Source organism: Pseudomonas lalkuanensis (assembly GCF_008807375.1).
Lineage (GTDB): Bacteria > Pseudomonadota > Gammaproteobacteria > Pseudomonadales > Pseudomonadaceae > Metapseudomonas > Metapseudomonas lalkuanensis.
The window spans coordinates 282997-304308 of sequence record NZ_CP043311.1 but is presented as its reverse complement, the minus strand read 5'-3'; the positions used below and the strand labels follow the sequence as shown (position 1 = coordinate 304308).

Annotated in this window: 22 protein-coding genes; 13 read left to right on the top strand and 9 right to left on the bottom strand. The window is 65.4% G+C overall.

The features are described from left to right. Positions 1 to 37 precede the first annotated feature (37 nt). Positions 38 to 2419, top strand: a complete 2382-nt coding sequence (locus FXN65_RS01445) for a penicillin acylase family protein (RefSeq protein ID WP_151131317.1) — start codon at positions 38 to 40, stop codon at positions 2417 to 2419. Positions 2420 to 2516: 97 nt separating this feature from the next. Here the strand turns inward: FXN65_RS01445 and FXN65_RS01440 are convergent, their stop codons facing one another. The 5 genes from FXN65_RS01440 to pilT form a co-directional block, all read right to left on the bottom strand. Further along, positions 2517 to 3701, bottom strand: a complete 1185-nt coding sequence (locus FXN65_RS01440) for a trans-sulfuration enzyme family protein (RefSeq protein ID WP_151131316.1) — start codon at positions 3699 to 3701, stop codon at positions 2517 to 2519. Then, positions 3698 to 5077, bottom strand: coding sequence for a pyridoxal-phosphate dependent enzyme (locus FXN65_RS01435; RefSeq protein WP_151131315.1), 1380 nt, complete (start codon positions 5075 to 5077; stop codon positions 3698 to 3700). The genes FXN65_RS01440 and FXN65_RS01435 overlap by 4 nt, the downstream gene beginning before the upstream one ends. A gap of 237 nt (positions 5078 to 5314) precedes the next feature. Further along, positions 5315 to 5710, bottom strand: coding sequence for an NINE protein (locus FXN65_RS01430; protein ID WP_151131314.1), 396 nt, complete (start codon positions 5708 to 5710; stop codon positions 5315 to 5317). A 76-nt stretch (positions 5711 to 5786) separates the two neighbouring features. Then, positions 5787 to 6932: a PilT/PilU family type 4a pilus ATPase gene (locus tag FXN65_RS01425; protein ID WP_151131313.1), complete on the bottom strand. Its 1146-nt coding sequence runs from the start codon at positions 6930 to 6932 to the stop codon at positions 5787 to 5789. 39 nt (positions 6933 to 6971) lie between these two features. Then, complete coding sequence (pilT, locus tag FXN65_RS01420; protein ID WP_151131312.1) at positions 6972 to 8006, bottom strand: type IV pilus twitching motility protein PilT; 1035 nt, start codon at positions 8004 to 8006, stop codon at positions 6972 to 6974. Between the two features lie 163 nt (positions 8007 to 8169). On the opposite strand from pilT, the gene FXN65_RS01415 reads away from it, so the two are divergent. The 12 genes from FXN65_RS01415 to FXN65_RS01360 all read left to right on the top strand — a co-directional run bounded on the left by FXN65_RS01415 (position 8170) and on the right by FXN65_RS01360 (position 17546). Next, positions 8170 to 8862, top strand: coding sequence for a YggS family pyridoxal phosphate-dependent enzyme (locus tag FXN65_RS01415; protein ID WP_151131311.1), 693 nt, complete (start codon positions 8170 to 8172; stop codon positions 8860 to 8862). Positions 8863 to 8876: 14 nt separating this feature from the next. Beyond that, positions 8877 to 9695, top strand: a complete 819-nt coding sequence (gene proC, locus FXN65_RS01410) for a pyrroline-5-carboxylate reductase (RefSeq protein WP_151131310.1) — start codon at positions 8877 to 8879, stop codon at positions 9693 to 9695. A 10-nt stretch (positions 9696 to 9705) separates the two neighbouring features. Beyond that, positions 9706 to 10299 carry a YggT family protein gene (locus FXN65_RS01405; RefSeq protein ID WP_120653589.1) on the top strand — a complete coding sequence of 198 codons (594 nt, stop codon included), beginning with the start codon at positions 9706 to 9708 and terminating at the stop codon, positions 10297 to 10299. After that, positions 10299 to 10595 (top strand): DUF167 domain-containing protein, encoded by a 297-nt coding sequence (locus FXN65_RS01400; protein ID WP_151131309.1) that lies wholly within the window; start codon positions 10299 to 10301, stop codon positions 10593 to 10595. Before FXN65_RS01405 ends, FXN65_RS01400 begins: the two co-directional genes overlap by 1 nt. A 209-nt stretch (positions 10596 to 10804) precedes the next feature. Next, positions 10805 to 12793 carry a dynamin-like GTPase family protein gene (locus FXN65_RS01395; protein ID WP_151131308.1) on the top strand — a complete coding sequence of 663 codons (1989 nt, stop codon included), beginning with the start codon at positions 10805 to 10807 and terminating at the stop codon, positions 12791 to 12793. A 110-nt stretch (positions 12794 to 12903) separates the two neighbouring features. Then, positions 12904 to 14043: a homoserine O-succinyltransferase MetX gene (gene metX / locus FXN65_RS01390; RefSeq protein WP_151131307.1), complete on the top strand. Its 1140-nt coding sequence runs from the start codon at positions 12904 to 12906 to the stop codon at positions 14041 to 14043. A gap of 3 nt (positions 14044 to 14046) precedes the next feature. After that, a complete protein-coding gene (metW, locus tag FXN65_RS01385; RefSeq protein WP_151131306.1) occupies positions 14047 to 14667 on the top strand; it encodes a methionine biosynthesis protein MetW in 621 nt (206 codons plus the stop codon). A gap of 16 nt (positions 14668 to 14683) precedes the next feature. Then, on the top strand, positions 14684 to 15103 hold the full coding sequence (locus FXN65_RS01380; protein WP_151131305.1) for a DUF4426 domain-containing protein: 420 nt from the start codon (positions 14684 to 14686) through the stop codon (positions 15101 to 15103). Beyond that, positions 15100 to 15693 (top strand): RdgB/HAM1 family non-canonical purine NTP pyrophosphatase, encoded by a 594-nt coding sequence (gene rdgB, locus FXN65_RS01375; RefSeq protein WP_151131304.1) that lies wholly within the window; start codon positions 15100 to 15102, stop codon positions 15691 to 15693. The genes FXN65_RS01380 and rdgB overlap by 4 nt, the downstream gene beginning before the upstream one ends. Beyond that, positions 15690 to 16868: a radical SAM family heme chaperone HemW gene (hemW, locus tag FXN65_RS01370; RefSeq protein ID WP_151131303.1), complete on the top strand. Its 1179-nt coding sequence runs from the start codon at positions 15690 to 15692 to the stop codon at positions 16866 to 16868. Before rdgB ends, hemW begins: the two co-directional genes overlap by 4 nt. A gap of 60 nt (positions 16869 to 16928) precedes the next feature. After that, positions 16929 to 17252, top strand: a complete 324-nt coding sequence (locus FXN65_RS01365; RefSeq protein ID WP_120653596.1) for a DUF3392 domain-containing protein — start codon at positions 16929 to 16931, stop codon at positions 17250 to 17252. 39 nt (positions 17253 to 17291) lie between these two features. Beyond that, positions 17292 to 17546, top strand: coding sequence for a hypothetical protein (locus FXN65_RS01360; protein WP_151131302.1), 255 nt, complete (start codon positions 17292 to 17294; stop codon positions 17544 to 17546). Between the two features lie 206 nt (positions 17547 to 17752). Here FXN65_RS01360 and FXN65_RS01355 read toward each other — a convergent pair whose 3' ends face one another. The 4 genes from FXN65_RS01355 to thiS all read right to left on the bottom strand — a co-directional run bounded on the left by FXN65_RS01355 (position 17753) and on the right by thiS (position 21228). Continuing rightward, positions 17753 to 19096: a DUF1329 domain-containing protein gene (locus FXN65_RS01355; RefSeq protein WP_151138626.1), complete on the bottom strand. Its 1344-nt coding sequence runs from the start codon at positions 19094 to 19096 to the stop codon at positions 17753 to 17755. A gap of 154 nt (positions 19097 to 19250) precedes the next feature. After that, the gene (trmB, locus tag FXN65_RS01350; protein ID WP_151131301.1) at positions 19251 to 19970 is read right to left on the bottom strand and encodes a tRNA (guanosine(46)-N7)-methyltransferase TrmB; all 720 of its coding nucleotides are present in this window, start codon (positions 19968 to 19970) and stop codon (positions 19251 to 19253) included. Between the two features lie 174 nt (positions 19971 to 20144). Then, positions 20145 to 20939 carry a thiazole synthase gene (locus FXN65_RS01345; RefSeq protein WP_151131300.1) on the bottom strand — a complete coding sequence of 265 codons (795 nt, stop codon included), beginning with the start codon at positions 20937 to 20939 and terminating at the stop codon, positions 20145 to 20147. Positions 20940 to 21027: 88 nt separating this feature from the next. Continuing rightward, the gene (gene thiS, locus FXN65_RS01340; protein WP_151131299.1) at positions 21028 to 21228 is read right to left on the bottom strand and encodes a sulfur carrier protein ThiS; all 201 of its coding nucleotides are present in this window, start codon (positions 21226 to 21228) and stop codon (positions 21028 to 21030) included. Positions 21229 to 21312 lie beyond the last annotated feature (84 nt).

Below are 21312 nucleotides of genomic sequence, written 5' to 3'. Positions count from 1 at the left end.
GAAAATGCCGCGACCATAACAACAAGGAATTTCGTGCATGAAACGCACCCTGACTGTCCTGGCCGTCGTCATTGCAGCGGCCGCCGGCGGCGCCGCCTGGTACAGCGAGAGCAAGAAACCCGTGCGCGATGGCGAGCTTGCCATCGCCCACCTCCAGGCCCCGGTGACCGTGCGCTACGACGAGCGCGGCGTGCCGCACATCCAGGCCGCCAACGAAGCCGACCTGTATCGCGCCCTGGGCTTCGTCCATGCCCAGGACCGCCTGTTCCAGATGGAAATGCTGCGCCGGCTCGCCCGTGGCGAGCTGGCCGAAGTGCTCGGTGCCCGCCTGGTGGACACCGATCGCCTGTTCCGCACCCTGGGGATTCGCGCCCACGCCGACGAGTACGCCCGCAAGATGGACCAGGACAGCCCGGCCACCAGGGCCCTGCAGGCCTACCTCGACGGCATCAACCAGTACCAGGCCAGCCGCCCGGCACCGGTGGAGTTCGACCTGCTGGGCATCGAGAAACGCCCCTTCACGATTGCCGACACCCTTTCCGTCGCCGGCTACATGGCCTACAGCTTCGCCGCCGCGTTCCGCACCGAACCGGTCATCACCTACGTGCGCGACGAACTGGGCGCCGATTACCTGAAGGCCTTCGACCTCCACTGGCACCCCGAAGGCGTGATCGGCCAGCCGCTGGCCAAGGGCGATTGGCAGGACCTCAACAAGCTCGCGCACCTCAGCCAGCAAGCCCTGATCGAAGCCGGCCTGCCGCAGTTCGAGGGCAGCAACGCCTGGGCCGTATCCGGCAGCCGCACCGCCAGCGGCAAGCCGCTGCTGGCCGGCGACCCGCATATCCGCTTTGCCGTGCCAGCGGTGTGGTACGAGGCGCAGCTGAGCTATCCGGGCTTCGAACTCTACGGCCACCACCAGGCCCTGAACCCGGTCGCGTCCCTCGGGCACAACCGCCAGTTCGCCTGGAGCCTGACCATGTTCCAGAACGACGACCTCGACCTGATCGCCGAAAAGAGCAATCCGGACAACCCGAATCAGGTCTGGTACCAGGGCCAGTGGGTGAACCTGGAAAGCCGCGAGGAAACCATCCAGGTCAAGGACGGCGAACCGGTGAAGCTGACCCTGCGCCGCTCGCCCCACGGCCCCATCATCAACGACGCCCTGGGCGCTGCCGCCGGCAAGACGCCCATCGCCATGTGGTGGGCCTTCCTGGAAACCGAGAACCCCATCCTCGACGCCTTCTACCAGCTCAACCGCGCCGACAGCCTGGACAAGGCCCGCGCCGCCGCCGAAAAGATCCATTCCCCCGGCCTCAACGTGATCTGGGCCAACGCCGCCGGCGACATCGGCTGGTGGGCGGCGGCGAAACTGCCGCAACGCCCGGACGGCGTGAATCCCTACTTCATCCTCGACGGCAGCACCAGCGAGGCCGACAAACCCGGCTACCTGCCCTTCAGTGCCAACCCCCACGAGGAAAACCCCGAGCGCGGCTTCATCGTCTCGGCCAACTACCAGCCGCTGTCGCCCACGGGCGTCGCCATTCCGGGCTACTACAACCTGCCGGATCGCGGCGTGCGCCTGAACCAGTTGCTGGCCCAGCCGGGCGTGAAGTGGGATGTGCAGAACAGCCAGGCGTTGCAGCTGGACACCACCACCGGCTATGGCCCGCGCCTGCTCGCCCCCATCCTGGGTGACCTGCGCGCGGCGGCGGCCAACGATGCCGAGCGCGCCCTGGTGGAGCAACTGGCCGGCTGGACGGGCGACCATCCGCTGGACTCCGCCGCAGCCACGCTGTTCAACCAGCTCACCTTCGAACTGGCCAACGCGATGATGCGCGACGAGCTGGGCGATGCCTTCTTCGACAGCCTGCTGCAAACGCGCATCCTCGACTCCGCCCTGCCGCGCCTGACCAGCGACCCGGCATCGCCCTGGTGGGACAAGCGCGATACGCCGCAGAAGGAAGGCCGCGCGGAGGTGGTCAAGGCCGCCTGGCAGGCCAGCCTCGCGCACCTGAAGAAGACCCTGGGCGAGGACAGCGCGAAATGGCAATGGGGCAATGGCCACACCCTGACCCACAGCCATCCGCTGGGGCAGCAGAAGCCGCTGAACCAGCTGTTCAATGTCGGCCCCTTCGCCGCGCCGGGTGGTCACGAGGTACCCAACAACCTGTCCCACCGCGTCGGCCCGGCGCCCTGGGAAGTGTTCCACGGCCCCTCGACGCGCCGGCTGGTGGACATGGCCGACGCCGAGCATGCCCTGGGCATCAACCCGGTCGGCCAGAGCGGCGTGCCGTTTGACCGTCACTACAAGGACCAGGCCGAGGCCTACATACGCGGCGAATACGTGCCGATGCACTTTGCCGAGGATGAGGTGAAGGCCAATAGCCAGGAGACGCTGGTGTTGAAACCGGGCAACTGACGCCCTCCCCCCCGCCCCCTCTCCCTGCAAGGAGAGGGCTGGGGTGAGGGGGAAAAGTCCCGCCTCACGACGTTGCCCAGTCTGAGCCCGGGAGCCCTCAAACCCTCCCCAGCGCCTGCGCCAGATCCGCGCGCAGGTCGTCCACGTCCTCCACCCCCACCGACAACCGCACCAGCGAGTCACCGATGCCCAGCTCCGCACGGATCTCCGCCGGGATACTGGCGTGGGTCATGATCGCCGGGTGCTCGATCAGGCTCTCCACGCCACCCAGGCTCTCGGCCAGGGTGAAGATGCGCACCGCCTCGAGAAATCGCCGGGTACCCGCCAGGTCGGCCCGCAGGTCGAGGGAGATCATGCCGCCGTACCCCTGCATCTGCCGCCGCGCCAGGGCGTGCTGGGGATGGGATTGCAAGCCGGGGTAGTAGACCCGCGCCACCTGCGGCTGCTGCTCAAGCCAGTAGGCCAGTTCCTGGGCGTTATGGCAGTGGCGCTCCATGCGCAGGGCCAGGGTCTTCACCCCGCGCAGGGTGAGAAAGGCGTCGAAAGGCCCGGCGATGGCGCCCACGGCGTTCTGCAGGAAGCCCAGGCGCTCGCGCAGCGGTTCGCAACGGCGGTCGGCGGAAACGATGGCGATGCCGCCGATCACGTCGGAGTGGCCATTGAGGTACTTGGTGGTGGAATGCACCACCAGGTCGAAGCCGAGTTCCAGGGGCCGCTGCACCCAGGGGCTGGCGAAGGTGTTGTCCGCAACCAGGATGATGCCCCGCCCCTGGCACAGCTCTGCGATGGCTTCCAGGTCGGCCAGGCGCAGCAGCGGGTTGCTCGGGGTCTCTACCCAGAGCATGCGGGTATCGTCCTGGATCGCCGCCTGGATCGCACCGATATCACTGAAGTCGACGAAGCTGAACCTGTGCCCGGCGCTGACTCGCCGCACCCGCTCGAACAGGCGGAAGGTGCCGCCGTAGAGGTCATTGCTCGCAACGATGTGGGACCCGCTGTCGAGCAGCTCCAGTACCGTGGAAATAGCCGCCAGCCCTGAGGCGAAAGCGAAGGCCTGAGCGCCGCCTTCCAGGTCCGCGACGCAGCGCTCCAGGGCCCAGCGCGTAGGGTTGTGGGAGCGGCCGTAATCCAGTCCCTTGTGCACGCCGGGACTTTCCTGGGCATAGGTGGAGTTGGCGTAGATCGGCGGCATGATGGCTCCGGTGGAGGGGTCCGGGGCCTGGCCGGCGTGGATGACGCGGGTGGCGAAGGCGCGTGGATCGGTGTCGTCCTGCTGGCTCATGCAAGGGTCCTCCGCAGGTGATTGAGCAGGTCGGAGCGGGTTATGAGGCCGTGGAATCCGGAGGTGTCGGCGATGATCGCGACCAGGCCGCGGTCGAGCTCTTCCTGCAGTTCGGCGAGGCTGGCATCCGGTGCCAGGGTCTCCAGACGCGTAGTCATGACGCTCGCCACCGGCTGGCGGAAGTGCGTGGCGTCGGCGTGCACGCCGAGCAGGATGTCCGATTCGTCCACCACCCCCACCAGATCCCCGTCCCGCAGCACCGGCAATTGCGAAACATCCGCCAGGCGCATGCGCTGGAAGGCAGTGAGAAGGGTGTCGTCCGGTCCCACGCTGATCACCCGGCCGTCCTCGTAGCGCCGCGCGATGATGTCGCGCAGGTCGCCGTAGCGCTTGCGCGCCAGCAGGCCCTGGTCGGTCATCCACTGGTCGTTGTAGACCTTCGACAGGTAGCGGGTGCCGGTATCGCAGACGAAGCTGACCACCCGCTTCGGCGTCTTCTGCTCGCGGCAGTAACGCAGCGCCGCCGCCAGCAGGGTGCCCGTGGACGACCCTCCGGGGATGCCCTCGACGCGCAACAGTTCGCGGGCGTGGGCGAAGCTCTCCTCGTCGCTGATGGAATAGGCATGGCGCACGCTGGACAGGTCCGCGATGGACGGCACGAAGTCCTCGCCTATGCCTTCCACCGCCCAGGAGCCGACCGCGCCCAGGGTCCCGCTGCGCACGTACTCGGCCATCACCGAACCCACCGGGTCAGCCAGGACCATCTCCAGGGCCGGCTGCACCCGGCGAAAATAGCGGGTCAGGCCGGTGAGGGTACCGGCGGAGCCGACGCCGACGACGATGGCGTCCACGTCCTGCCCGGTCTGCTGCCAGATCTCCGGGCCGGTGGTGCTCTCGTGGGCCAGGGGATTGGCCGGGTTGTTGAACTGGTCGGCGAAGAAGGCGCCGGGAATCTGCGCGGCCAGGCGGCCGGCCAGATCCTGGTAGTAATCGGGGTGCCCCTTGCCGACATCGGAGCGGGTGATGTGCACCTCGGCACCCATGGCTTTCAGGTGCAGCACCTTCTCGGTGGACATCTTGTCCGGCACCACCAGCACTACCCGGTAGCCCTTGGCGCGGCCCACCAGGGCCAGGCCCAGGCCGGTGTTGCCGGCGGTCGCCTCGACTATGGTGCCGCCAGGCTTGAGCCGGCCATCACGTTCGGCGCTGTTGATCATGGCAACGCCGATGCGGTCCTTGATCGAACCGCCGGGGTTCTGGGATTCGAGTTTCAGGAACAGGGTACAGAGGCCGGTATCGAAGCGGGTGACCCGCACCAGCGGAGTGTTGCCGATCAGGTCGAGGACTGCGGGACGAACATCTTTGACACTGTTCATGGCGTCACCTCCTTGCGCGACCAGGCAGGGGGCGAAGCAGGCGCCCCACGCTGGAACATAGGCCGCAAGGCGGGGGGCCGCCACGGGTTCCGACGAAGGGGTCAGGCCGAGAGGGATTGATCCTGTGGGGGCGAATTCATTCGCGAAGGGACGCGCAGCGTCCCCGGCAAAGCTTGCAGGCCGGACCTGGCGGTCCGGTTAGCGAATGAATTCGCCCCCACAAGGACAGGAATCGGCTTAGCGCGCGTTGAGCACCGACACCTGGGTGTTCAGGGTCCAGAAGTCGTAGAGCACGCCGATCAGGAAGAAGCCGCCGGTAAGCAGGTAGAGGATGCCGCTGATCCACTTGCCCTGGTACATGCGGTGCACGCCGAAGACGCCGAGGAAGGTCAGCAGGATCCAGGCGACGTTGTAGTCGTACTGGCCGGCGTTGAAGCGCAGGCCAGCCTCGCGGTCCATGGCCGGGATCAGGAACAGGTCGATGATCCAGCCGATGAAGAACAGGCCCAGGGTGAAGAACCAGATGGTGCCGGTCACCGGCTTGCCATAGTAGAAGCGGTGGGAACCGAGGAATCCGAAAATCCAGAGCAGGTAGCCGATGACCTTGCTGTGGGTGTCCTGACGGGTGTTCATGCTGCCTCCTGCAGGGATGTGTGAATCGCGGACATGAAGAAGCCCGCCGAAGCGGGCTTGTTCATGGAGCGCAAGCTTAGCGGAAGCGGCGCCCCGGGTCTTCTTCCGACACCTGCAGCGACAGGCCGTCGCTCATGTGCTGCAGGTGCTCGCCATCGGTTTCCGAGCCGAGCTTGATCATCAGGCGCAGGTCGTTCGCCGAGTCGGCGTAGAGCAGGGCGTCTTCGTAGGTGATCTCGCCCTGGGAATAGAGGTTGTAGAGCGCCTGGTCGAAGGTCTGCATGCCGTGCTCGGAGGAGCGCTTCATCAGGGCCTTGAGTTCGTGTACCTCGCCCTTGCGGATCAGGTCGGCGGCCAGCGGGGTGTTGATCAGCACTTCGATCACCGCGCGGCGGCCCTTGCCGTCCGGAGTCGGCACCAGTTGCTGGGCGACGATGGCCTTGAGGTTCAGCGAAAGGTCCATCCACACCTGCTGCTGCCGGTCGGCGGGGAAGAAGTTGATGATGCGGTCCAGCGCCTGGTTGGCATTGTTGGCGTGCAGGGTGGCCAGGCACAGGTGGCCGGTTTCGGCGAAGGCGATGGCGTGGTCCATGGTCTCGCGGGTCCGCACCTCGCCGATCAGGATCACGTCCGGCGCCTGGCGCAGGGTGTTCTTCAGGGCCACTTCGAAGGACTCGGTGTCGATGCCCACTTCACGCTGGGTGACGATGCAGCTCTGGTGCTGGTGGATGAATTCGATCGGGTCTTCGATGGAAATGATGTGGCCGCTGCTGTTCTTGTTGCGGTGGCCGATCATCGCCGCCAGGGAGGTGGACTTGCCGGTGCCGGTGGCGCCGACGAAGAGCACCAGGCCGCGCTTGGTCAGTGCCAGCTTCTTGAGGATTTCCGGCAGTTTCAGCTCATCGATGGTAGGGATGGTGGTCTCGATCCGGCGCAGCACCATGCCCACCAGGTTGCGCTGGTAGAAGGCGCTGACACGGAAACGCCCGATGCCCCGCGCGCTGATGGCGAAGTTGCATTCGTGGTGCTCGGCGAAGTCACGGCGCTGCTGCTCGTTCATCACGCCCAGCACGGTTTCCCGCGTCATTTCCGGCGACATGGGGTTCTTGGTCACCGGCATGATCTTGCCGTTGACCTTCATCGACGGCGGCACACCCGCCGTGATGAAGAGGTCGGAACCGCCTTTTTCCACCATCAGGCGCATCAGTTTCTCGAATTCCATGGCGTTCTCGCTGTTCGATGCCGGCGCCGGTCAGGCGGGTCAGAAGTTTTCCGGGCTCTTGGCCTTTTCCCGCGCGCTCTCGCGGCTGACCAGGCCCTTGGCGACCAGGCCCTTGAGGCACATGTCGAGGGTCTGCATGCCGAGCGAGCCGCCCGTCTGGATGGCGGAGTACATCTGCGCCACCTTGTCTTCGCGAATCAGGTTACGGATGGCCGGGGTGCCGATCATGATCTCGTGGGCCGCCACCCGGCCGCCGCCGATCTTCTTCAGCAGGGTCTGGGAGATCACCGACTGGAGGGATTCGGAAAGCATGGAGCGGACCATGGCCTTTTCCTCGGCGGGGAACACGTCGACCACGCGGTCGATGGTCTTGGCCGCGGAGGTGGTGTGCAGGGTGCCGAATACCAGGTGACCGGTTTCCGCTGCGGTCAGTGCCAGGCGGATGGTTTCCAGGTCGCGCATCTCGCCCACCAGGATGATGTCCGGGTCTTCACGCAGGGCCGAACGAAGGGCTTCGTTGAAACCGAGGGTGTCGCGGTGCACTTCCCGCTGGTTGATCAGGCACTTTTTCGACTCGTGGACGAATTCGATCGGGTCTTCCACGGTGAGGATGTGGTGGTACTTGGTGCTGTTCAGGTAATCGAGCATGGCCGCCAGGGTGGTGGACTTGCCCGAACCGGTGGGGCCGGTGACCAGCACCAGGCCGCGCGGAACATCGGAAATCTTCTTGAAGATCTCGCCCATCCCCAGGTCTTCCATGCTCAGGACCTTGGAGGGAATGGTACGGAACACGGCGCCGGCGCCGCGGTTCTGGTTGAAGGCGTTGACCCGGAAACGCGCGACGCCAGGGACTTCGAAGGAGAAGTCGGTCTCGAGGAATTCCTCGAAATCCTTGCGCTGCTTGTCGTTCATGATGTCGTAGATCAGCGCGTGGACCTGCTTGTGGTCCAGGGCCGGCAGGTTGATCCGGCGCACGTCGCCATCGACGCGAATCATAGGTGGCAGGCCGGCCGAGAGATGCAGGTCCGAAGCGCCCTGCTTGGCGCTGAAGGCAAGCAACTCAGTAATATCCATGGGGCTCCCCAATTCGAAGCAAACGGTTTGCAGACTGCTGAATGATCACCGCGCCGGGCCTGAGGCTGTCGATACCGACCTGCCCGGCCGTAGCTCGCTACATTTTTCAGCGGCAGTTAGAATGCCGCAGACCCCACTCAGGCCGGGCTGTAGAGCGCAGGTAATGTCCACGATAGCAGACAATATTGCAAAGGTTCGCGCGCGTATCCGTGAGGCGGCGCAAGCCTCAGGGCGAGAAATTTCCAGCATCGGCCTGCTGGCCGTGAGCAAGACCAAACCCGCCGACGCCGTCCGCGAAGCCTTCGCCGCCGGGGTGGCCGATTTCGGCGAGAACTACCTGCAGGAAGCACTGGCCAAGCAGGTCGAGCTCACTGACCTTGCGCTGACCTGGCATTTCATCGGCCCGATCCAGTCGAACAAGACCAAATCCATTGCCGAACATTTCCACTGGGTGCACTCGGTGGACCGCCTGAAGATCGCCGAACGCCTCTCCGCCCAGCGCCCCGCGCACCTTCCGCCGCTGAACATCTGCCTGCAGGTCAACGTCAGTGGCGAGGACAGCAAGTCTGGCTGCACCCCGGAGGATCTGCCGGCCCTGGCCGCTGCCGTGGCCGAGCTGCCGAACCTGCGCCTGCGTGGCCTGATGGCGATTCCCGAACCCACCGAAGACCCGGCGGAGCAGCATGCCGCCTTCGCCCGCCTGCGCCAGTTGCAGGAGGCGCTGAACCCCTCGTTGGACACCCTGTCCATGGGCATGAGCCATGACCTGGAAGCGGCCATCGCCGAAGGCGCCACCTGGGTGCGCATCGGCACCGCGCTGTTCGGCGCCCGCGACTACGGCCAGCCCTCGCACTAATTAAGGAAGCATTCATGAGCACTCCCCGCATTGCATTCATCGGCGCCGGCAACATGGCCGCCAGCCTGATCGGCGGCCTGCGCGCCCAGGGCGTCGCCGCCGACCACATCCGCGCCAGCGATCCCGGCGCCGAGCAGCGCGCGAAGATCAGCGCCGAGCACGGCATCGACGTGGTGGAAAGCAACGCCGACGCCGTGCAAGGCGCCGACGTGGTGGTCCTGGCGACCAAGCCGCAGGTCATGAAGGCGGTCTGCCAGGCCCTGGCACCCAGCCTGAAGGATGGCCAGCTGGTGGTTTCCATCGCCGCCGGCATCACCTGCGCCAGCCTGGCCGCCTGGCTCGGCGCGCGCCCGATCGTGCGCTGCATGCCCAACACCCCGGCTCTGGTAGGCCTGGGCGCGAGCGGCCTTTACGCCAACGCCGAGGTCACTGCCGCCCAGCGCGAGCAGGCCGAGCAGCTGCTGTCCGCCGTGGGCATCGCCCTCTGGCTGGAGGAAGAGAAACTGATCGACGCCGTGACCGCTGTTTCCGGTAGCGGCCCGGCCTACTTCTTCCTGCTGATGGAAGCCATGACCGCCGCTGGCGAAAAACTCGGACTGCCCCGCGCCACCGCCGAGCAGCTGACCCTGCAGACCGCCCTGGGCGCCGCGCGCATGGCGGTTTCCAGCGACGTCGACGCCGCCGAGCTGCGCCGCCGCGTCACCTCGCCCAACGGCACCACCGAAGCGGCGATCAAGACTTTCCAGGCCGGCGGCTTCGAAGCCCTGGTGCAACAGGCCCTGAACGCCGCCGACCGGCGTTCGGCCGAGCTGGCCGAACAACTGGGCCAATAAGGAGCTTTCGATGACCGGACTCAACACCGCAGCCATCTATGTGATCCAGACCCTCGGCAGCCTCTACCTGCTGATCGTCCTGCTGCGCTTCATCCTGCAACTGGTGCGCGCCGACTTCTACAACCCGCTGAGCCAGTTCGTGGTGCGCGCCACCAAGCCGCTGCTCAACCCGCTGCGCAAGATCATCCCCGGCTTCGGCGGCCTGGATCTCGCGTCCCTGGTGCTGGCCATCCTGGTCCAGCTGCTGCTGATGGTCGTCACCCTGACCCTCATGGGCTACGGCGTCGGCGGCTACCTGCTGCAACTGCTGATCTGGTCCATCATCGGCGTCACCTCGCTGTTCCTGAAGGTGTTCTTCTTCGCCCTGATCATCAGCGTGATCCTGTCCTGGGTCGCGCCGGGCAGCTACAACCCCGGCGCACAGCTGGTGAACCAGATCTGCGAACCGCTGCTGATGCCGTTCCGCAAGCTACTGCCCAACCTTGGCGGCCTGGATATTTCGCCGATCTTCGCCTTCATTGCGCTGAAACTGCTGGACATGCTGGTGATCGGCAACCTGGCCGCCATGACCGGCATGCCGCAGATCCTCAGCCCGTTCCTCTGATGAGCTGGTACCGCTGGGCAGGCGAGGACCTGATCCTCGACTGCCATCTGCAACCCAAGGCGAGCCGTGACGAGTTCGCCGGGCTGCATGGCGAAAGGCTGAAGATCCGCCTCACCGCGCCGCCGGTGGAAGGCAAGGCGAACGCCCACCTGATGGCCTTCCTGGCGGAGGCCTTCGGGGTCGCCAAGAGCCAGGTGAGCCTGGAAAGCGGCGAGCTGAACCGCCAGAAGCGGGTGCGCATCCAGCGCCCGCGCACGCTCCCCGACCTGCCGGGACTGACCGCTCGGCAGCCCTGACCGACCTTAAGGCGGGCATGGCGAGCCGGCCAATTGACGCTCATCCCTCAAAGCGCATAATGCCCAGCAATGAGTGGCTGGCACTCTGCCTTTACCCTGACCCGGAGCGAGCTTCCGGATGCAGCGGTATGACCGTCAGCGTCGGCATTTCGATTCGAAATTCGTCTCAATCCCCGTACGCAGGACGCGTGATCCCGAGGAGAGCCTGGATGAGCATGGAGCGACTCAGTCAGCAAGTCGACGCCTACGTAGCCTGGAAACGCGAGCTGCTGCGGGAGATCACCCGCTATCGAAGCTGGCTCGAACATAACCGGCTCAACTCCGAAGCGCTCTCCGCCAAGTTGGAACGCGCCCAGCGCCTGCTCCGCACCGATCACATCACCCTGGCCTTCGTCGGCGAGTTCTCCCGCGGCAAGACCGAGCTGATCAACTGCCTGTTCTTCTCCGAGTTCGGCCAGCGCATGCTGCCGTCCCAGGCCGGGCGCACCACCATGTGCCCCACCGAACTGTTCTACGACCCGCGCTCCGAGCGTTCCTACATCCGCCTGCTGCCCATCGAGTCGCGCATGGCCGAAGCCAGCGTGGCCCAGTTCAAGCGCGCGCCGCGGCACTGGGTGAACATCCCGCTGGACCCGAGCGACCCGGACAACATGATCCAGGCCTTCACCCAGGTGGCGCGGACCAAGCCGATGCCGGTGGAGCAGGCCATCCAGCTCGGTTTCCATCCGGACATGCTCGATTCCACCGGCCGCCCCGGCGAGGTCCTGGTGCCGGCCTGGCGCCACGCCATGGTCAACTTCGACCACCCGCTGCTGCGCCAGGGCCTGCGCATCCTCGACACCCCCGGCCTGAACGCCCTCGGCAGCGAGCCCGAGCTCACCCTGTCGATGCTGCCGGCCGCCCAGGCCATCGTCTTCCTGCTCTCGGCCGATACCGGCGTCACCGCCAGCGACATGAGCGTCTGGCAGCAGCACATCCGCCAGCTCGACGAAGACACCCAGGCGCACCTGTTCGCCGTGTTGAACAAGGTTGACGTGCTCTGGGACGACCTGGCCGGCGAAAATTTCGTGCAGAACGCCATTCGCCGCATCCAGGAAACCACTGCCCGCCAGCTGGGCATTCGCAGCGACGAAGTGCTGCCGCTTTCGGCCAAGCAGGCGCTGCTGGCCAAGGTGCGCAAGGACGGCGAACTGCTCGCCCGCAGCCAGATCGGCACACTGGAAGAGTTGCTCTGCGAGCGCATCGTCACCCAGAAGGAACGCCTGATCGAAGACCACGTGGCGCATCAGCTGATGTCGCAACTGCAGAACAGCCTGCACGTGCTCAACCTGCGTCTGGAGAAGGTCCGCGAGCAGCAGTCGATGCTCGACAGCCATCAGCAGGACAACGGCCAGATGCTCTTCGAGCTGACCGCGCGGACCAAGGAAGACCATGCCCAGCACCATCGCCGCCTGCTCGGCCTGAAAACCAACCAGCGCCTGCTCAAGCGCCAGGGCGACGTCCTGCGCAATGCCGTGCGCACCGAGCGCCTGGACGAACACCTGGCGCGCCTGCGCCGCGAGCTCACCGGCAGCTGGACCACGGTGGGCATCAACCAGGGCATCGTGCATTTCTTCCATTCGGTGCAGCACGACCTGCACAGCCTCGAACACGAGGCGGAAATGGCCAACAAGATGGTCGCGGCCATCTATCGCCGGCACAACGAAGAAAACCCGCTGAACGCGGTCGACGCGCCGCAATTCAATGTGCAGCGCTATCTCCGCGAGCTTCGCCAGCTGCGCGCCAAGGCCGACCAGTTCCGCCTGCATCCCAAGACCCTGCTGACCGAGCAGCGCCAACTCGGTAAACGCTTCTTCGACACCCTGGTGCAGGAACTCATCGGCATGCACCAGCGCCTGCGCCTGGAAGTCGCGCAGTGGGCCGGCGACGCCCTGATGCCGCTGATGCAGCACACCCTGGAGCACAAGCAGCTGCTGGAGACCCACATGCTGCGGCTGAAGGCCCTGGCCCAGGAAACCCAGCTCACCCGCCAGCGCGGCCAGCAACTGCAGCGCTACACCGAGGAACTGGAGCAGCAGATCGCCGAAGCCAACGAGATGCTGCGGACCTTCCGCCGCCCCTCGCCCATGCAGCGCATGAACAAGGTCGTCAGCCTGCCGGTGGCATCGCGCAGGCAGCGCGGTGGCGAGTCCGCCTGAACGCCCGCTGCACCTGATTATTCAACGTCTTAGCCGCCACCCCCCGCGCTTGCCGCTGGGGGCGGCGCTCTTTAGACTGGCGCCCTTCCCAGATTGAGAGCAGGGTCGCGATGCCCACCGCCATTCCCGCAGATTCCGTCGGCCTGGTCAGCCCCCAGGTGCAGCGCTTCAGCGAGCCGCTGGCACTGGCCTGTGGCCGCAGCCTGACCGACTACGAGCTGGTCTATGAAACCTACGGCGAACTGAATGCAGACCGCAGCAACGCCGTACTGATCTGCCATGCGCTGTCCGGCCATCATCACGCCGCCGGCTACCACAGCATGGACGACCGCAAGCCGGGCTGGTGGGACAGCTGCATCGGCCCGGGCAAGCCCATCGACACCCTGAAGTTCTTCGTCGTCAGCCTCAACAACCTCGGTGGCTGCAACGGCTCGACCGGCCCCTCCAGCATCAACCCGGCTACCGGCACGCCATTCGGTGCCGACTTCCCGGTGATGACGGTGGAAGACTGGGTCAACAGCCAGGCACGCCTGGCGGATGTCCTCGGTATCCAGCAATGGGCCGCCGTGATCGGTGGCAGCCTCGGCGGCATGCAGGCCATGCAATGGACCATCAGCTACCCCGATCGCGTGCGTCACTGCCTGGCCATCGCCTCGGCGCCCAAGCTCTCGGCCCAGAACATCGCCTTCAACGAAGTGGCTCGCCAGGCCATTCTCACCGACCCGGATTTCCACGGCGGCCACTTCCAGGAGCAGGGCGTGATCCCCAAGCGCGGCCTGATGCTGGCGCGCATGGTAGGGCACATCACCTACCTGTCGGACGACGCCATGGGCGAGAAATTCGGCCGCGGACTGAAGAGCGAGAAGCTCAACTATGACTTCCATAGCGTGGAATTCCAGGTGGAAAGCTACCTGCGCTACCAGGGTGAGGAATTCTCCGGGCGCTTTGACGCCAACACCTACCTGCTGATGACCAAGGCGCTGGACTACTTCGACCCGGCGGCTGCCCATGACGGCGACCTGGCGCGGACCCTGGCGGTGGCCAAGGCGGACTTCTGCGTGATGTCCTTCACCACCGACTGGCGCTTCTCCCCGGCCCGCTCGCGGGAAATCGTCGACGCCCTGACCGCCGCGCGGAAAAACGTCAGCTACCTGGAAATCGATGCGCCCCAGGGCCACGATGCATTCCTCATGCCGATCCCGCGCTACCTCCAGGCCTTCAGCAGCTACATGAACAGGATTGCGGTGTAACCCATGCGTGCCGACCTAGAAATCATCCAGGACTGGATTCCCGCCGGCAGCCGGGTACTCGACCTCGGCTGCGGCCGCGGCGAACTGCTGGCCTGGCTGCGCGACAACAAGCAGGTCACCGGCTATGGCCTGGAAATCGACCCCGAGAACATCGCCCACTGCATCGACCGTGGCGTGAACGTGATCGAGCAGGACCTGGACAAGGGCCTGGGCAACTTCGCCAGCAACAGCTTCGACGTGGTGGTGATGACCCAGGCGCTGCAGGCGGTGCACTACCCCGATCGGATCCTCCAGGAAATGCTGCGGGTCGGTCGCGAATGCATCATCACCTTCCCCAACTTCGGCCACTGGCGCTGCCGCTGGTACCTGGCGCGCTACGGGCGCATGCCGGTGTCGGAATTCCTGCCCTACACCTGGTACAACACGCCGAACATCCACTTCTGCACCTTCAAGGATTTCGAGGCGCTGTGCCACGAAATGCAGGTGAAAGTGCTCGACCGCCTGGCAGTGGACCACGAGCATCGGCACAACCTGCCCAGCCGGGTTTGGCCTAATCTGTTGGGTGAGATCGGCATCTATCGCGTCAGCGGTCCGAGTCTTGCGGACCACCGCATCGCGATCTGAATAAAGGAGGCACACCATGCGTCGTCTAGCCCTGTTCCTTTTCGCCCTTTGCCTGGCGCTGCCGGCAGCTGCCGAGCGCAAGCAGACCTTCGGCGACCTGGACGTGCACTACAACGCGTTCAACTCCAGTTTCCTGCAGCCGGACATCGCTGCCGCCGTCGGCCTGACCCGCAGCAAGACGCAAGGCGTGGTCAACGTCGCCGTGCTCAAGGCCGGCAAGCCCAGCACCGCCCAGGTCAGCGGCCAGGTGAAGAATCTGCTCGGCCAGGTCACGCCGCTGCAGTTCAAGCAGATCAGTGAAGGCGAGGCCATCTACTACCTGGCGCAGTTCCCCTTCAACGAGCGTGAAATGCTCAATTTCACCCTCAATGTGCAACGCGCAGATGAAGCCCCCCACAGCTTCAGCTTCGACCAGGAATTCTTCCCCGACGAATGATGCCCTTCAAAGAACTGGTGCTGGCCAGCCACAACGCCGGCAAACTCAAGGAACTCCAGGCCATGCTCGGTGACAGCGTAAAAGTGCGCTCCATCGCCGAGTTCAGCGACATCGAGCCTGAAGAAACCGGCCTGACCTTCGTCGAGAACGCCATTCTCAAGGCCCGCAATGCGGCCCGCCTGTCCGGCCTGCCGGCGCTGGCCGACGACTCCGGCCTGGCGGTGGACTTCCTTGGCGGCGCCCCTGGCATCTATTCGGCGCGCTATGCCGACGGCAAGGGCGATGCGGCGAACAATGCCAAGCTGCTGGACGTCCTGCGCGACGTTCCCGAGGCCGAGCGTGGCGCGCAGTTCATCTGCAGCCTGGCGCTGATGCGGCATGCCGATGACCCGCTGCCGATCCTCTGCGAAGGCAGCTGGCGCGGTCGCATCCTGTTCGAAGCCCGTGGCGAGCATGGCTTCGGCTACGACCCGTTGTTCTGGGTCGAGGAATGCAACAGCTCCGCTGCGGAGCTCTCCCCCACCGACAAGAACCAGCTCAGCCACCGCGCCCGCGCCATGGCCCTGCTCAAGCAGCGGCTGGGGATATGAAAGGCCCAGGCACGCACCCGGAGGTCGGGGCATCAGGCTTCCAGCTCCCGCCCCTGGCGCTCTACGTCCATATTCCCTGGTGCGTGCGCAAGTGCCCCTACTGCGACTTCAACTCCCACGCCGCCGGCTCGGAGCTGCCTGAAGAAGCCTATATCGACGCGCTGCTGGCTGATCTCGAGCAGGATCTTGGCCATGTCCACGGTCGCGAGCTGACGTCGATCTTCTTCGGCGGCGGCACCCCCAGCCTGTTCAGCGCCAACGCCATTGGCCGGCTGCTGGACGGCGTGGAACAGCGGGTGCCCTTCGCGCGTGCCATCGAGATCACCCTGGAAGCCAACCCCGGCACCTTCGAGCAAGCCAAGTTCGCCGCCTACCGCCAGCTCGGCATCAATCGCCTGTCCATTGGCGTGCAGAGCTTCCAGGAGGCCAAGCTCAAGGCCCTGGGGCGCATCCACGACGGTGACGAAGCGGTGCGTGCTGCCGACATGGCGCGCAAGGCCGGCTTCGACAACTTTAACCTGGACCTGATGCACGGCCTGCCGGACCAGTCCATCGAAGACGCCCTGGAAGACCTGCAAACAGCCATCGCCCAGGGTCCGACGCACCTTTCCTGGTACCAGCTGACCATGGAGCCGAACACGGTGTTCTGGAACCAGCCGCCGGAACTGCCCGAAGACGACATCCTCTGGGACATCCAGGAAGCCGGTCAGGCCCTGCTGGCCGAACGGGGCTACGCCCAGTACGAAGTGTCCGCCTACGCCCGGGACGGCCTGCGCGCGCAGCACAACCTCAACTACTGGACCTTCGGCGACTTCCTCGGCATCGGCGCTGGCGCCCACGCCAAGCTGAGCAGCCCGGAAGGCCGCATCATCCGCAGCTGGAAGACCCGCCTGCCGAAGGACTACCTGGACCCGGCCAAACGCTTCCAGGCCGGCGAGCGCCACCTCGACCAGGGCGAGCTGCCCTTCGAATTCCTCATGAACGTGCTGCGCCTCACGGACGGCGTGCCCGCAGCGTTGTTCACTCAGCGCACCGGCATGCCGCTGGCCGACCTGGCAGCGGCGCGCACCGAAGCCGAGGCCCGCGGCCTGCTGCTGAAGGACCCGGAGCGGCTCGTGGCCACCCCCGAGGGCCAGTTGTTCCTCAACGACCTGCTGCAGCACTTCCTGCCTTGACGGGCGCACCACGGATTTGGAATCGTCTGCCCCCGAACCATTTCGCCAAGGATTCTCTGGATGGAAGTCGTACTGGACCTGATCGCCACCCTCTCGCGCTGGAGCCGCGGCCACCTGCATGACATCGCCCTGGCCATCATGGCCACCGTCCTGGTGCTGTTCGGCCCCGCCCTGAACGCCTGGGTGCAACAGCGCATCGGCAGCCTCAACTTCCTCTTCCGCACCCTGCTCTTCGTGCTGCTGTGCGCGGTGGGCTACGGCCTGGCGATGATCTACCTGACGCCCTGGCTGGCCAAAGGACTGGGCTACTTCAACAACTACACCTTGGCGCCCGTCCTGCTACTAGTCTTCTTCGTGATCGGTGTGATCGCCGATCGCAACTAGGATCGGCGGCTCCCGGCCGCCACCGCCGGGAGCACGCCCATGAAACCGATCAAGCACCTCTACCTGCACTTCCAGGACGGCCAGCGCCTGGCCCTGCGTTTTCCCCAGCAAACCGCCGACCCGGTCGAAGTGGCCAGGGGCTTGCGCCGCCAACTGGAGTCCCCTTTTCTCAGCATCGAAGTGGATGGCGACCTGCTGCTGATTCCACGGGAAAGCATCAAGTACATGCAGATCAGCCCCGCGCCGCCGGCATTGCCGGAGACGACCCTGACCGGGGCGGAGCTGATCAATTGACGGGCCTTCCGGGCAGCTCCACCGCTTGAGGTTCGGAAGGGCTCCGCTGGTGGATGTGAAGAGCGACATCCACCCTATGCACTGAGCGAGCGGGGCAGCAGCCCCTCGTGGGAGCGAATTCATTCGCGATTGAAATCGCTCCCACAAATACCCGCCCATTAAAAAGCCGCCCCGAGGGGCGGCTGGGATGGCCAGGCAGGCCGGAATCAGTTGCCTTCGCGTCGCAGCGCCTGGGGCGTGAAATCCCTCGGGCTGAGCACGGCCTTGAAGTCATACATGGGTTCGTTGTTGTCGAGCCCGTCGACGAAGTAGCGGTCACCCACGAAATCGTAGATGGTTTCCAGCGTACTGCCGAACATGGGGACATCGTAGTAGCTGATCGGATGGCTTTCCTGCATCCCGATCAGGCCGCCGTCCTTGTCGTAGAGGTCGACAGCGAGGACCTGCCAGCTGTCCTCATCCAGATAGAAGCGGCGCTTGGCGTAGGGATGACTGAAACCCTTGCGCAGGGTCGCCTCCACCACCCAGACGCGATGCTGCTCGTAGCGCAGCAGTTCGGGGTTCACGTAGCTGGTCTTGAGGATCTGCTGGTAGGGAATCCCCTTCTGGTGCACCGCATAGCTGTTGTAGGGCACCAGCATTTCCTGCTTGCCCAGCAACTGCCACTCGTAGCGGTCCGGGGCACCGTTGTAGGAATCCACCACGTCGGCAGTGGCCAGGCCGTTGGTATCGGGCTGCAGGGTGTCGTAGGCCAGCATCGGCAGGCGGCGGACGCGACGCTCGCCGCGGTTGAAACGCCAGGCCTTGCGGATCGACAGCACCTGGTCGAGGGTTTCCTGCACCACCAGGGCCGATCCGGACAGCTTGGCCGGCGCAACGACGCGGTACTTGTAGAAGAACAGAGTGTTCTCCAGCTTGCCCGGCGTCATGCCCTCGCGACCGTAGACGAAGTAGATGTCCCGCTCCAGTTTCAGCAGGTTGTAGCTGCCGTTGGCGAGGACCGCCGCCTGGTTGGTGGTGAAGTGAATCTGCTCGCCGCGATAGCGCAGGATGTGGTTCCAGATGGCTTCCAGGCCGTTGGCCGGGATCGGGAATGGCACGCCCGCGGCCACGCCTTCCACACCGTTGCCGCCGGCGATCAGCGCGCCGTTCTCGGCGTTGAAGCGGGTGGCATCGTAGATACGCTGCGGTGCGGCAGCGCTGCGGTGGGTCGGAAAGACCCGCAGCTTGTACTCCGGGTGCGCCTGCAGCAGGGCCTTGTGCCCCGGCGTCAGCAGTTGTTCGTACTGGCCGAGGTTCTTGCCATCGATGACGAAGCGCGGGGCCTCGCTTGCGTAGGGGTCCGGGTGATGCATGCCCGGCTCGTAGCCGGCAGGCGGGGTAGCGAGACCGCCATCCCAGGCCGGGATGGTGCCGGCGGCATTGCCGGCGCGTTCGCCGCCCAGGGGGGTGAGGTCCTGGCCGAGTCGGGCGGCCTGGGTAGCGTCGACCTTGGCCTGGGCTTGCAGGGCACAGCCGGCCAGGAGCAGATATCCGAAAGTTCTCAACAACACAGCCTTCTCCTCACGACGCAGTGGCAGCCACGTCGCTCTTATTCTTATGCCGCCCGCTCAGTGAACAGGCGTTGCTATCGTCGGATCAGGTGAGGTGCCGGGTGGTCCCGGTCTAGTCAGGTGTGCCGGTGCGCCGCTGGGCGGCGCCCGGTCAATCGATGCGCTGGAACTTGAGGTCCCAGACGCCGTGGCCGAGGCGTTCGCCGCGGCGCTCGAACTTGGTTACCGGGCGCTCTTCCGGGCGCGGCACGTAGCGGCCATCTTCGGCCAGGTTGCGGTAACCCGGTGCGACATTCATCACTTCCAGCATGTGCTCGGCGTAGTGTTCCCAGTCCGTGGCCATGTGCAGCACGCCGCCGACCCGGAGCTTCTGCCGGACCAGCTCGGCGAAGGCCGGCTGGACGATGCGCCGCTTGTGGTGGCGGGACTTGTGCCAGGGATCGGGGAAGAACAGCAGGACGCGGTCCAGGCTGCCATCGGCGACGCAGTCGCGCAGCACTTCCAGGGCATCGCAGCTGTATACCCGGATATTGGTCAGGCCCTGGGTCATGGCGCCATTCAACAAGGCGCCAACCCCCGGACGATGCACTTCGACACCGATGAAGTCCTGCTCCGGCGCCGCAGCAGCCATCTCCAGGGTGGCATGGCCCATGCCGAAACCGATCTCGAAGGTGCGCGGCGCACTGCGACCGAACAGGGCATCGAAGTCCTGCGGGCCGTCGGCCAGCTCCAGGCCGAACTTCGGCCAGCCCTGGTCGAGGCCACGCTGCTGGCCTTCGGTCATGCGCCCGGCACGCATCACGAAACTCTTGATGGTGCGGCGGTGGCGCGTTTCGTCGGCTTCAGCCGGCGAGCCCTGTTCTTCAATCATTGCGAAAACCTGTTAGCAAACTTACAGAACCTGATCGATCTTGCGAGCTAAAGCCATGCAAGACAAAACAGGCGAGGAAGCGGAGTTTACAGCTGTAAATCAGTATTCCGACCGGGCTGGCGCTCCAGCCTGTTTTTAACGCCCCCGGACCGACGCGCAGCCGATCGCGGATTCTCAGCGGATCAGACCATCCAGCGGCGAAGATGCGCTGGCGTAGAGCTTGCGCGGCATGCGCCCGGCCAGGTAGGCGAGGCGGCCGGCGACGATGGCGTGCTTCATGGCCTCGGCCATCATCACCGGGTTCTGCGCGTGGGCGATGGCGGTGTTCATCAACACGGCCTCGCAGCCCAGCTCCATGGCGATGGTGGCGTCGGAAGCGGTGCCCACACCGGCATCCACCAGCACCGGAACCTTGGCCTCTTCAAGGATGATGCGCAGGTTCCAGGGGTTGCAGATGCCCATGCCCGAACCGATCAGGCCGGCCAGGGGCATCACGGCGATGCAGCCGATTTCGGCCAGCTGGCGGGCGATGATGGGGTCATCACTGGTGTAGACCATCACGTCGAAACCGTCCTTGACCAGCTGCTCGGCGGCCTTGATGGTTTCGACGACGTTGGGGAAGAGGGTCTTCTGGTCCGCCAGCACTTCCAGCTTGACCAGGTTGTGGCCATCCAGCAGCTCGCGGGCCAGGCGGCAGGTGCGCACGGCCTCGTCGGCGTTATAGCAGCCGGCAGTGTTCGGCAGGATGGTGTACTTGTCCGGGGAGATCACATCCAGCAGGTTCGGCTCACCCGGGTTCTGGCCGATGTTGGTGCGGCGCACGGCGACGGTGACGATCTCGGCGCCGGAAGCCTCGATGGCGACGCGGGTTTCTTCGAGGTCCTTGTACTTGCCGGTGCCCACCAGCAGACGCGACTGATAGGTGCGGCCCGCGAGGGTGAAGGGCTTGTCGATCGGCGTGTGGCTCATGCTGGACTCCTAGCGGGCAGAGGGAATTGCTTGATGCGCGGGAACGGGCGCTGCGGGTAAGCGACGGGACGGGCCAAGGCCCGCTCGGCTAGCCGCCGCCTATGGCGTGGACCACCTCGACGCGGTCACCTTCGGAAAGGACCGTGGCGGCGTGCTGGCTGCGCGGCACGATGTCGAGATTGAGCTCGACCGCAACGCGGCGGCCGGCAAGATCCAGGCGGGAAATGAGGTCTGCGACGGTATGGCCATCGGGCAGCTCGAAGGATTCGCCGTTCAACTGAATACGCATGACGGATCAGTCACAACTGGAAAAGGGGACGGCATTCTAGCCCGATCGCCTCGCGGGACCAAGGCAAAACGGCGCCATTCGTCC